Source organism: uncultured Mobiluncus sp., assembly GCF_902488535.1.
Lineage (GTDB): Bacteria > Actinomycetota > Actinomycetes > Actinomycetales > Actinomycetaceae > Mobiluncus.
The window spans coordinates 20,763-33,334 of the sequence record NZ_CABTWO010000013.1 but is presented as its reverse complement, the minus strand read 5'-3'; the positions used below and the strand labels follow the sequence as shown (position 1 = coordinate 33,334).

11 protein-coding genes are annotated in these 12,572 nt (G+C 57.8%); 7 read left to right on the top strand and 4 right to left on the bottom strand.

The features are described from left to right. Positions 1-5 precede the first annotated feature (5 nt). From dnaG to RDL66_RS05890, 4 genes are read right to left on the bottom strand one after another with little or no spacing between them, the layout of a single operon-like run. Positions 6-2,090, bottom strand: coding sequence for a DNA primase (dnaG, locus tag RDL66_RS05905; protein ID WP_308535843.1), 2,085 nt, complete (start codon positions 2,088-2,090; stop codon positions 6-8). 26 nt (positions 2,091-2,116) lie between these two features. Continuing rightward, entirely contained in the window at positions 2,117-3,418 is a 1,302-nt protein-coding gene (locus tag RDL66_RS05900; RefSeq protein ID WP_308535842.1) for a deoxyguanosinetriphosphate triphosphohydrolase, read from the bottom strand. Continuing rightward, positions 3,415-4,740 (bottom strand): tRNA dihydrouridine synthase DusB, encoded by a 1,326-nt coding sequence (gene dusB / locus RDL66_RS05895; RefSeq protein WP_308535841.1) that lies wholly within the window; start codon positions 4,738-4,740, stop codon positions 3,415-3,417. Before dusB ends, RDL66_RS05900 begins: the two co-directional genes overlap by 4 nt. A gap of 45 nt (positions 4,741-4,785) precedes the next feature. Then, positions 4,786-6,171 carry a glycine--tRNA ligase gene (locus RDL66_RS05890; protein WP_297722428.1) on the bottom strand — a complete coding sequence of 462 codons (1,386 nt, stop codon included), beginning with the start codon at positions 6,169-6,171 and terminating at the stop codon, positions 4,786-4,788. A 270-nt stretch (positions 6,172-6,441) separates the two neighbouring features. Here RDL66_RS05890 and RDL66_RS05885 point away from each other — a divergent pair, with 270 nt between their 5' ends. The 7 genes from RDL66_RS05885 (at position 6,442) to RDL66_RS05855 (ending at position 12,495) form a co-directional block, all read left to right on the top strand. Then, the gene (locus RDL66_RS05885; RefSeq protein WP_295026976.1) at positions 6,442-7,212 is read left to right on the top strand and encodes a hypothetical protein; all 771 of its coding nucleotides are present in this window, start codon (positions 6,442-6,444) and stop codon (positions 7,210-7,212) included. 29 nt (positions 7,213-7,241) lie between these two features. Continuing rightward, a complete protein-coding gene (locus RDL66_RS05880) occupies positions 7,242-8,525 on the top strand; it encodes an aminotransferase class III-fold pyridoxal phosphate-dependent enzyme (RefSeq protein ID WP_308535840.1) in 1,284 nt (427 codons plus the stop codon). A gap of 14 nt (positions 8,526-8,539) precedes the next feature. Beyond that, on the top strand, positions 8,540-9,403 hold the full coding sequence (locus tag RDL66_RS05875; protein WP_297587420.1) for a transketolase: 864 nt from the start codon (positions 8,540-8,542) through the stop codon (positions 9,401-9,403). Between the two features lie 2 nt (positions 9,404-9,405). After that, entirely contained in the window at positions 9,406-10,416 is a 1,011-nt protein-coding gene (locus tag RDL66_RS05870) for a transketolase family protein (RefSeq protein ID WP_297346259.1), read from the top strand. Positions 10,417-10,427: 11 nt separating this feature from the next. Then, a complete protein-coding gene (locus RDL66_RS05865; protein WP_308535839.1) occupies positions 10,428-11,357 on the top strand; it encodes a hypothetical protein in 930 nt (309 codons plus the stop codon). Positions 11,358-11,391: 34 nt separating this feature from the next. Next, positions 11,392-12,078 (top strand): VOC family protein, encoded by a 687-nt coding sequence (locus tag RDL66_RS05860; RefSeq protein ID WP_308535838.1) that lies wholly within the window; start codon positions 11,392-11,394, stop codon positions 12,076-12,078. Between the two features lie 174 nt (positions 12,079-12,252). Then, entirely contained in the window at positions 12,253-12,495 is a 243-nt protein-coding gene (locus tag RDL66_RS05855; RefSeq protein ID WP_308535837.1) for a type II toxin-antitoxin system Phd/YefM family antitoxin, read from the top strand. The last annotated feature ends 77 nt before the right edge of the window (positions 12,496-12,572 follow it).

Genomic DNA, 12,572 nt, shown 5'->3' with positions numbered 1-12,572 from the left:
ACAGGTCAGAATTCGGGGTTCAGTTCGCGCATCCGGTTTTCCAAATCGATGAGTTTGGCAAACACTTCCGGCTTTTCCGGCGAGTCGGAGTCAAGCCGCCGCAGTTGGGCTTTCAAGCTGGCGATTTTGGCGTTCAGCCCTTTGCGTTCCATGGATTCCACCGCATTTTGCACCCAAGACTCCGCCGCGGCTCTGGTCTGCTGGTCTGACTGACCCGTTTCATACAGAGGTGCCGGACGGGTCGCCAGGTTCGTCAACGCCCCCACCAGGACGGGACCAGCCTGGGCTTTCACCGCTGCAGCCCAACGGTTCAGAGCCAGGCTTCCGGGATTCGGTTCTCCCGCGGTTTGGGCGGCCTCAGTCAGGCGCTGATATTCCTCGGTACCTCCAATCGCGGCGACGACCTCAAAAATGGCGCGCAAAGTGGGTTGGGTGAAGCTCTGCGGATCCAACGTGTCAAAAGCAGTTTGGGCAGCTAAACCCGGGAACTGCAAAGCTGCTATCAACACGTCGCGTTCCACCCGCCAAATCGGATCGGTATCCACCGCCGGATCCAGCCGAGTTTGGGGAAAAATCTGGGTATTGCCCCCCGAGGCTTCCCCGGTCATGTTCCCGGGATTGGCACCGTTTCCACTACCGCGGGAAGCGATGCCGGGTCCCCCCGGTCCCGAACGTGACGACCCGTCAAAGCCGGCGCCACCACGCTGTTGGGAACGCAACTGTTTCCAAGCGTCATTGACCGCGTACCAGGTATCCCTAAAATTGGCCCCCAACCAGCCGCTCAGTTGCTTCACGTATTCGGTTCGCAATGCCTTGTCGCGAATTTCCGCCACCACCGGCGCTGCCGCACGCATAGCTTCGATGCGGGCCGCGGGGCTTTCCAAGTCATATTTCGCGATGAGGGTCTTTAACACGAAATCAAATAGGGGTCGGCGACTCTCAATCAGGTCACGCACCGCCCCTGGCCCGCGCTGCATCCGCAAATCACAGGGATCCAAACCATCGTCGGCGACTGCCACGAAAGCCTGGGAGGCAAAGTCCTGGTCGGTGCGGAAAGCCTTGAGAGCTGCAGCTTGCCCGGCGGCGTCACCGTCAAAAGTGAAGATGACCTCTCCGCCGCGCGGAGGCAGACCACCAGGCAGCTTTAGAGAGGAGGCACTGTCCGCGGAAGTACCGATGAATCGGCGAATCTGTTTCGCGTGATCTTCTGTAAATGCGGTACCGCAGGTCGCGACCGCAGTAGTAATGCCGGACAAATGCGCCGCCATCACGTCGGTGTAGCCCTCGACGATGACACAGCGCCGCTCTTTACCGATGTTCGGACGCGCCAAATCCAGACCGTAGAGCACGGAGGATTTGTGATAAATCGGGGATTCTGGGGTGTTGATGTATTTCGGGACTTGCGGATCTGAATCGTCTAAACGCCGCCCACCGAAACCCAGTATGGCTCCGGCCGGATCTTTGATAGGCCACATAACACGGTCCCGAAACACGTCATAGATGCCGCGTTGTCCCGGTTTGCCCAAGCCGACCGTCACAATCTCCTGTTCGGTAAAGCCTTTCGAACGGAGGTAATCGGTGAGGTTGTTCCAGCCCGGGGGCGCGTAGCCCATCCCGAAGAGAGCCGCGTCTTGGGATGTGAAAGCTCTTCCTTCTATGAAATTCCGCGCCCGCTCTGCTCCGGGGGACACGAGTTGGGATACAAAAAAGTCCTGCGCTACCTGGTTGCATTCCAGCAGGCGCTGCCGTGTTCCCGGCTCCACGCGATCTTTCGTAATGGCCGCGCCCTCCACGTAGTGCATCGTGATTCCGGCTTTTGCGGCTAAAAACTCTACAGCCTCGGGGAAAGTCAGCCCCTCGATGCGTTGCACAAAGTCGATGGTGTCCCCACCCTCACCGCAACCAAAGCAGTGCCACATATTGCGCACCGGAGTCACGCTAAAAGACGCCGTCTTTTCGTCATGGAACGGGCACAAGCCCATCAGTGAGCTCCCTTTACGCTGCAGACTCACATAGTCGCTGACCACCGACTCAATGGGGATAGCTTCGCGTATCTTTTGCAGGTCGTCGGGGTCGAACTTGGAAGCCATGCAATCATACTAGCCTAAGTTTTGGGTCAGACGGGTTGCGTAATCATCCCCACTAAACGGGCATGCCAAGCGGCTGCCGACAGGTCAGTCAAGCTCGCTACCTGGTCTATTACCGCCCGCAGGCGACCGGCATCCCGACCCAGAGAATGCTCTTCCGCGCGCAGCCATTCGGTCCGGTAAGGCTCCTGCAAAACCCGCTGCCCGGTGACTTCCTGCTCCAGTAGCGCCCACACTAGGTCGGAAAGCATTTGTTGTTGCGTCAAGTGGTCATGAGTAGTTTCGCGCGGCGCCATGACGTAGTACACGGCGATACCTTTGAGTAACAGGATTTCCGCTTGAGTTTCGAGGGGGACTATGACGTCCGCATCATAGCGAGCCAGAGGGCGTTCACCGTATCGTTGGCAGGTAGCGTCGTGACAGGCCAACGCGAAGCGCCCGATGAGCTGGGAGGTCATGTCTTTCAAAGCGGCTTGGGAACGGTAATCCGCCACCGGCTCGGTCAGCCAGAAAGGCATTTGCCGCAGCCTTTCGTGGGCGGCCGCCAAGTCGTCCGCACTGAACTTGCCCGGACCGAAAGAACTCGCGTACCAACGCCTCGTGATGTCAACCACGTCAACAAAAGTTTTTTCATTTTCCAAGTCTCCCAAGCTGGCCGACCCGAGGGCAACCGCGTCCTCAACGTCATGGACTGAGTAGCCAATGTCATCGGCGAGGTCCATAACTTGGGCCTCAATGCAGCGGTGATTCACAGGGGCGCCGACGCGCAGCCACTGGAAAACGTCCCGGTCTTCGGCGTAGACCCCGAACTTGGGGGAATCCGCACCATGAGGCCCTTCACCGCGTAGCCAAGGATATTTCGCGATGGCATCGAGAGTGGCACGAGTCAGATTCAGCCCCACCCACTGACCTTGGGGACTAACGACTTTCGGCTCCAGGCGGGTCACCAGGCGCAACGTCTGGGCGTTACCCTCAAACCCGCCAATATCCTTGGCCAAGTCATTGAGCACCCGCTCCCCGGAATGCCCGAAGGGCGGGTGTCCCAAGTCGTGGGCCAGACAGGCCGCATCAACCACGTCAGGGTCACACCCCAGCCCTTTGCCAAGTTCGCGCCCCACCTGGGCAACTTCCAGGGAATGCGTCAGGCGCGTCCGCGAAAAATCATTGGCAATGGGACCTAATACCTGAGTTTTTTCACCGAGCCGGCGCAACGCGGAGGAATGGAGTATCCGTGCCCGATCGCGTTCAAAGTCCGTGCGGTTGCCCCGCTTGTGGATCTCCGTGACAAAGCGTTCATGCACCTCACGGGGATAGGTTCCAATTTCACTCACGACTCAAGCCTATCGGTTGAAAGTCCATCCGCTCCTGATTTGGCGTAGGGGTCAGTGACATCCTCACCGGCTAGGTGCAGGGCACGAGCTGCCGCCGCATCGATTTCGCGGGTGTCAAGCCAGCCTTCGGGCAGCTTGACGTGGCGCTGGGCGCGCGAACGTCCATGCTTGCCTTGCGCCGCTTCGGGATAGGGGGTGATTGGGTCCAGCGACTGCAAAAGGTCGTGCAGGCGACTTTCCAGGTCATCTAATGTTTCGACGCGGGTCAGCTCCGCACGAGTAGCTCCGCCCAGGTTGAAACCTCGCAAGTACCATCCCACGTGTTTGCGCATATCTCGCAAGGCCGCCTGTTCATTACCGAAATGTTCCACCAGTCCGCGGGCGTGAGCCAGGATAATCGCAGCGATTTCTCCCAAGGTCGGTCCCGCAGGAATCGGCTGGCCCCACAGAGCTGCCGTGATTTCACGAAAAATCCAGGGCCGGCCTTGTACAGCCCGGCCAATTTCGATTCCCGCACATCCGGTTTGCGCAAACATTTCCAGCGCGTCCTGGGCGGAAAACACGTCGCCATTGCCCAACACGGGAATGTCCGACGCGTCTACCAGTTCGGCAATCCGCGACCAATCGGAGTGCCCGGAATAATACTGGTTCGTAGTGCGGGCGTGCAGCGTGAGGGCAGCTGCCCCTGCGTCCTGCGCGGCCCGTCCCGCGTCCAGCAATGTTTCGTGAGTTTCGTCAATCCCGACCCGGATTTTTACGGTCACCGGCACGTCCACGCCACGTCGGGCTGCCCGAGAGGCCTCTTGAGACGCTCTCACCACCTGCTCGATGAGGTCACCAAAATACGCGGTTTTCCACGGCAGAGCCGCTCCCCCGCCCTTGCGGGTAACTTTCGGGACTGGGCAGCCAAAATTCAGGTCAATAACGTCGACCAGATCCCGAGCAATAAGCTCACGAGCCGCCCAGGCCAGGTCAGCCCCCACCACCCCGTAAAGTTGCAGCACTCGAACGGTTTGTCCGGGACCGGATTGCGCCATAATCCACGAGCGCGCCGAGTCCATCATTAGCGCTTTCGCGGTAATCATTTCGTTGACGAACATGCCCTCGACGCCGCGAAGCGTCCCGGAGGCGACGTCCGGGCGGGACGCGGAAACAAACTCCGGCGGCAGGCCCTGACGGGAAAACTCCGCGCACAAATCGCGAAACGGAGCGTTCGTCACCCCTGCCATCGGCGCTAGGGCAATGGGGGTCGTAAACTCTACCCCGCCAATGCGCAGAGGCGGGTATTTACACTGTGGACACTGTGGATGCTGTGGAGCCAAAAATGCCTCCGCCCGGTATTTCAGTCGCGGAAAATCGCCGCGCCATTAGCAAATCGGCAGGTGATCGCGCAGGTAGGCGACCAAGTTATCCCGTCCGATACGTTCTTGGGTCATAGTGTCGCGTTCACGAACCGTCACGGCTTGGTCCTCTAGGGAATCAAAGTCCACGGTGACGCAGTAGGGCGTGCCGATTTCGTCTTGACGGCGGTAGCGGCGCCCCACGGCCCCGGCATCGTCATATTCCACGTTCCAGTATTTGCGCAGTTCAGCAGCGATATTTTGGGCGATTTCGGGCAACTCGTCCTTGCGGGACAGCGGCAGGACCGCCACCTTAACCGGGCTGAGGCGCGGGTCGAGGCGCAGCACGGTCCGCTTGTCCACCCCGCCCTTGGTGTTCGGGGCTTCGTCCTCGGTGTAGGCCTCAATCAGGAAAGCCATCAGGGAGCGAGTCAAACCGGCGGAGGGCTCGATAACGTAAGGAATCCAGCGCTTGTCGTTGGCCTGGTCGTAATAATCGAGTTTCTGACCGCTGGCGTCCATATGTACGCCCAGGTCATAGTCGGTACGGTTGGCGATGCCCTCCAGCTCGCCCCACTTGGAGTTTTCAAAACCGAAGGCGTACTCGATGTCCACCGTGCGCTTGGAATAGTGCGACAGCTTTTCCTTCGGATGTTCATACAACCGCAGGTTTTCCGCCTTAATCCCCAGGTCGGTGTACCACTCAAAGCGGTGGTCAATCCAGTACTGGTGCCATTCTTCGTCGGTGCCGGGTTCCACAAAGAACTCCAGCTCCATCTGTTCAAACTCGCGGGTACGGAAGATGAAGTTGCCCGGAGTGATTTCGTTGCGGAAAGACTTACCAATCTGGCCGATGCCGAAGGGCGGGCGCTTGCGAGCAGTCGTCATCACGTTGGCGAAGTTGATAAAGATGCCTTGGGCGGTTTCCGGGCGCAGGAAGTGCAGGCCGGATTCGTCGTCCACCGGTCCCAGGTAGGTCTTAAGCAGTCCCGAGAAAGCCCGGGGTTCCGTCCACTTCCCCTTGACGCCACAGTTCGGGCAGGAGACGTCATCCATGCTGACATCGTCTGGTTTCGCAATGCCGTGTTTCTCAGCGTACTGTTCCTGCAGGTCGTCCTCGCGCAAGCGCTTGTGGCAGTTGAGACACTCGATGAGCGGGTCAGTGAAAGCCTTGAGGTGGCCCGAAGCGTCCCACACTTTCGGCGGCAAAATTACCGAGGAGTCCAGACCCACCACGTCCTCGCGGGAACGTACCATGTAGTTCCACCAGGCCTTCTTGATGTTTTCTTTCAGTTCTACACCCAAGGGGCCGTAGTCCCACGCCGCGCGCGTCCCGCCGTAGATGTCACCACATGGGTAAACAAAACCGCGGCGTTTCGCCAAAGAAATTACTGAATCCATCGTTGATGCCACTTGTGCTCCTTATTGATGTTGCTTTCTACCGTCCCGCGCTTTTTCCTGGTTTTCCAGCGGGAAGGCACCAGCCCTAGTTTAGCTGGCAAACCTCCGGGGACGAATTCGGTGCCTCCGTCCAGCCCGAACCTCAACCGCGAATCCGCGAATATGGGAGCATTTCAGTTAAAATCCCGAAAAACACTCCCGTGAAACTACTGCACAAAAATTGGATTCCACACTATAATTGCATTTGCCAAGTAAACACAAAACACACGATGAGGTGGGTTTATGAATCAAACTGCTATGGCTGCCGTCAATCTTAAGGCAGTTTTGCGTACACTCGAGAAGCTCCCGGAGCTCGACCCCAAGTCGAAACAGCTCTTGGAACATGTCCCGCTGACCTTGCAATTCAAGGCAGCGAACGTCGGTTCTGTCCGGCTCAAGCTGGGCAACGGCAAAATTGAGTTCTTCCCCGGTGGAGGTCCGGCTGACATGAGCCTGGGTTTCCCCGTGCCGAACATGGTCAACAAGATGTTCGAAGGCAAGGGGATTCCCGTACCGCTCAAGGGCTTCACCAAACTGAAGTACTTGACCGGTACGTTCACCGAGGTGACCGACCGGCTGTCCTACTACTTGCGGCCAACCCCGCAGCTGCTGCAGGACCCCGAGTTTGCGAGGATTAACTCCCTGCTGACGTTGCACGTAGCGGTCTATGCGATGGCTGAGATTGCCAACCACGACCCCAAGGGCGTCCAGGTCGCTAAGGGCATGTGCGACGGCACTATCGGATTAAAGATTGCCAACGGTCCGGCTTTGACCATGGTCATCAACGACCACCACGCGCGCATCGTCGACGGCGATGAGCCCAAGGCCGCGGGTCCTCACGGACGTCACGCTTTCATGGTCTTTTCTGATTTGGATACGACCGGCCAGGTCCTGCGCGGTGAACTCGCGTCCTATCCCGCTATCGGTCGAGAGCTGATTAAGCTGGGTGGATACGTTCCCCTGTTGGACAACATGAACAAGATCCTCGGCATGGTGCCGTTCTACTTGAGCTAGAAAACGCGCGTGAGGAAGGACAAAACAAAATGATGAAAACTTACGAACACACCAAGAGCCACGAATGGTATGAGCGCGCGGTTGAGGTTATCCCCGGCGGCGTCTATGGGCACTTGGGGCCGGCAGAAGGCTGTTTCATGCCTATCAGCGCCTACCCCCTGTTTGCCTCGAAAGCGCAGGGCACCTACTTCTGGGACGTGGACGGCAACAAGTACGTCGATATGATGTGCGCCTACGGTCCCATGATTCTGGGATACAACGACCCCGATGTGGATAAAGCCGTAGCTGAGCAGGCCAAAATCCTGAACTGCGCGGTGCAGCCCGGCACTATCATGGTCGATTTGGCCGAGTTGATGGTGGATACGGTCGAAATGGCCGACTGGGCTTTCTTTGCCAAGAACGGCGGGGATGCTACGAACTACGCTCTGATGGTGGCGCGTGCCGCTACCGGACGGGACAAGTTCATCGCTATCAACGGCGGCTATCACGGCGTGATTGGGTGGACCCAAGGTTGGGGCGCCCCCGGCGTGGGCAAGAAAGAAGTCGAAGACAAGCTGCTGGTGGATTGGGGCGACACCGCCGCGGTGGAACGTCTCGCGGCTGAATATAAGGGCGAGATTGCCGCCTTTATCGCTACCCCGTACCACCACCCGGTCTTTGAGGACAACGTCTTGCCGCCAGCTGGCTACTGGAACAAGATTCGTTCCATCTGTGACCGCGAAGGCATCGTCCTCATCGTTGACGATGTGCGCTGCGGTTGGCGTTTGGATATCAAGGGTTCCGACTACCACTACGGTTTTAAGGCCGACTTGGAGTGCTTCTGCAAGGCTATCGCCAACGGACACAATATCTCGGCGGTGACCGGCATCGAGTCCCTCAAGGACGCCGCCGCCTCCGTGATGTGCACCGGTTCGTACTGGATGAGCGCCCCGCCGATGGCGGCCGCGATTGCCTGCATCACCAAGATGCGTGAAATCGATGCGGCAAAGATTTGCCACGACAACGGCGTGAAGGTCATTGAGCGTCTGACTGAAGTGGCCAAGCACCACGGCTTTGACTACCACTTCAGTGGCGAACCGGCTCTGCTGTTCCACCAGATTAGAGGGCTTGACGGCAAGGCAGACCCGAACCTGCTGCTGCATCAGGCTTTCGTGGGTGAATGTGTGAAGCGCGGCGTGTTCATGACGAACCACCACAACCACTTCATGAACACGGCCTTGACCGACAAGGACATCGACTTCATCGCTGACGTGGCTGACGAAGCGATGGGCGTCGTTAAGAACAAGTCACGTGAGATTCTGGCTCAGGCCTAAGCAAAGGAGGAAAGATGGCTTTATCGGCTAAAGAACACAAGGAACTCGAAGAAATCGCCAATCGGCTGCGTCTGCTCACTCTCGACACGGTGGTTTGGGCAGGTGGTGGTCACATTGGTGGTGCTATGAGCTCCATGGATGTACTCACTGTTCTGTATCATCACGAGATGAATTTCAGCGCCGACAAGATGGACGACCCGGATCGTGACCGTTTCGTGCTCTCCAAGGGTCACATCGGCGTGGGTATGGGGCCGGTTCTCGCAGACTTGGGGTGCTTCCCCAAGGACTGGTTGCCGACCTACTCGCATATCCTTTCTCACCTGGGTATTCACCTGGACGCGGGCAAGGTTCCCGGTCTGGAAGTTTCCACGGGTTCGCTGGGACACGGCCTGTCCCTCGCGGTGGGTATGGCTCTCGGAGCACGTCAGCTCGGCAAGGAATGGCGCACTTACTGCCTGATGGGCGACGGTGAATGCAACGAAGGCTCCATCTGGGAAGCCGCCATGAGTGCCGGCCAGTTCAAGGTAGACAACCTGGTGGGCATCGTGGATGTCAACCACGCCATGATTGACGGCATGACCGCCGACGTCATGGGTCTGGAACCGTTTGCTGACAAGTGGCGTGCATTCAACTGGGAAGTCATTGAGGTCAAAGGTAACTCGATACCCGATTTGGTAGACGCTTTTGATCGGGCGCGCACCATCAAGGGTAAGCCCACCATGTTGCTGATGGACACGGTGAAGGGCGAAGGTATCGACTTCATGGAAGGCGACTACACCTGGCACTACGGCGCTGTTGACGACGAAAAGCATGCCAAGGCAGTCGAATCTCTCAAGCGACACCTGCAGAAACGACTCGAGCTAGTGAAGGGAGCCTAAACATGGCTGGAGGATTAACTTACACTTCGATTGACGCGGTTAATCTGACCACCGCGGAGGTATACGGTCAGACTCTGGTGCAACTAGGCAAGCAGGATCCCACCATCGTGGGGCTTTCGGCTGATCTGGCGAAATCTACCAAGATTTCCGTGTTTGCCAAAGAGTTCCCCGAGCGGTTCTATAACGTGGGTATCGCGGAACAGAATATGTTCGGTATCTCCGCCGGGCTGGCAAAAGCGGGGCTGATGCCGTTCGTCTCCACGTTCGGGGCGTTCGCGGCTCTGCGTGCTTGCGAACAAATCCGCACCGACATCTGCTACCAGAATCTCAATGTGAAGATTATCGGCACCCACTCAGGGTTGTCCTTCGGGGCTGCCGGTACCACTCACCACGTCACCGAAGACATCGCGATTCTGCGTAGTTTTGCAAACCTGGTGGTCATGTGTCCGGCTGACGGTCTGGAGGCCGCCTACTGTGTACAGGCTGCCTACGACCATGTTGGACCGGTATATCTGCGTCTGAACCGCGGTTTTGACCAGATTGTCTACCGTGACGAGATTCCGACCTTCGAATTCGGCAAGGCCAACACTTTGCGCGAAGGTACGGACCTCACGTTCATCGCGACCGGCTCCGGCGTGTGGCGTGCCTTGCAGGCTGCCGATATCCTCGCCAAAGAGGACGGTCTGAGCGTGCGCGTGCTGGACATCCACACCTTGAAACCGATTGATGAGGAGGCCATCGCCAAGGCGATTACCGAAACTCGGCGTATCATCACCGTTGAGGACCACAACATCATCAACGGCCTGGGGACCGCAGTGGCCGATGTCGGCGCTACCACCCGCAAGGGCTTCGTGTTAAAGAAGCTCGGCATCCCCGACGAATTCTCGGTTATCGGCCAGCCTGAGGACCTGTACTCCCACTACGGCTGGGACGAAAACGGCTGTGTGGCCGCCGCTCGTGAAGTCATGCACATGGACTTCGAGGAGGACGACGACTGGGAAGACGAGTTCTAAGGTAGCGCGCAATGACTAAAGAAACGAAACAAAGCTCCGCCCCGCCTAAGGCAACTAAGCCCGATAAGGCGTGCGGGGAATCTTGTGAAAAGAAATCGAAAGCCAAGCCGTTCCCGATGGGCCCCAATCCCAATATCGACGACGAAGTTCGCTACGCCAACGTGGTGTTCCTCAACGCGGTTATTCCGCTGTTGAAGCCGATTATCGCCGAAAAGCCGGATTTGGCGGCCGCCTTCAAGGGCAAGGATGGCGTGGTTCAGATTTCTTGTCTGACCCCGGCGGGCACGTCGATAGACGGACGCCCGGAGCGTTACGCCACGCACCTGATTATTCACGGTGCGAACGTCACGCCGAAGCTGGGCGCTCACCCGCTGCCGAATGTGGAAATCGAGTTCCCCTCCCCCGAGAAGTTCAACGACTTCTTTAAAGGCAAGGTGAACCTGCCCAAGATTCGCGGAGGGCTGGGCAATCCCGGGCTTTTGGTTGCAACCGTGAAGTCCCTGCTGGCCATGTCCAGCTTGCTGGGAGCGACGGAAGCGCCCAAGACCGAGGACGACCGGAAACTGCTGACGAAGTGTATGTTCTACCTGCTCACCACCGGAATGAGCCAGCTGAATAAGGCCGGGCATCCCGCTGTGCACGCGTGGACGGATCCGTCGCCGGACCGCGTCTATGCGTACGCTGTGGACGGGCATCCCGAGCTCGGTGCGTATATTCGCATCAAAGCCGGGAAGTCAAAGGCATTCCGTGGGGAATACACGCGCAGTGCCGCGTTCTTTACGATGCGTTTCGACTCGGTGACCTCCGCTTTGGGAACCTTGCTGCAGACAGATGACCTTCTGGATGCGCAAGCATCGGGACGTATGTCAATGGAAGGTTCGCCCGAATACGGTGCCGAACTCGGTGCACTGATGATGGCGGTGGGTGACTATGCGAAGTAAAGCAGCCAAAACAGTTAGTTGCAAGCGGCGTTTCATGAAGGCAACCTGCCGGAAAGCGACCAAGCTCGGCGTGCTCGCGGCGCTGGGCTACGGCGCCAAGATGGCTGTCGATAACGCCCTAGAGCTGAAAAAGCTGGGCAAGGAAGAGTTCCTGGAACGCAAGCAGCGGGAATGCCGCAACAAGATGTCTAGCGCCGGTATCAACTGGGGTCTGGGCCATGTGGGCGTGACCGTGGCGAACTTCGAGCGGGCCGTCCAGTGGTACGACCGGGTGTTCGGTCTGAAGCTGATGAACTACCTGGAAATCACCGGCGAGGATTTGAAGCCTGTCGAGCGGTTGTACCACGTGGAGGGCATCAAGCGGGTTCGTCTGGGATTCATGTGTTCCCGTTCCGGTAACATCCTGGAAGTGTTCGAGTTCGATCCGCCCGTGGTGTCGGAGGAACGCGAGACCTGGAACCGGCCCGGATACTCCCACATCGCCTTCCACGTGTCGAACGTGCGTGGCTGGGTGAACCGCCTGCGCCGCGAAGGCGTGGAGTTCATGAATGAGCCGATTTCCGCGGGAGGCGCCGACTGGGCCTTCTTCCGTGACCCGGATGGAAACCTCGTCGAGCTCATCGACCTTCACGCGGCTCGTCTCGGTTTGGGTCGCCTGGGTGCGCTCATCGGTACCGTGATGAAGTACACCATGATGAAGGATTACTACCGAAAGGATTAATTGCCTGGGTAAAAGAGCCTAGTGAAACCAATTTCACTCAAATCTAGCCCAGTTGCGAGAACAGGGTTTCGGGGCGGAGCATTAGCTCTGCCCCGAAATTTTTGTCTCATTTCAGCTTTGCACCATTTATTAATCCTAGAATTTATTGCATAATTGAGATGTTGAGGAGGAAAAATGAACGTTGATACCGCCACTTTGGTGCCAATTTCAGAAGCGAATCAAAACTTTTCCAAGGTCGCCAGACTGGTTGACCAAAACGGGAGCGCCGTCATTATGAAGAATAACGAGCCGCGTTACGTCATCATTGAGTTCAACCAACTGGACATGCCCCAAGAAGCTACCGACTCCGAAGTCTTGGCAGCTTCGAAGCAAATCATGGAACGCAATCGCCGCGTGTACGAAGAGCTAGCCAAATGAAAGTCCTTTTCACTAAGAAGATCAACGAAGGTCGCTATGGCTTCCTTGTTGGCCTTACAGATACCGATATCATTAGC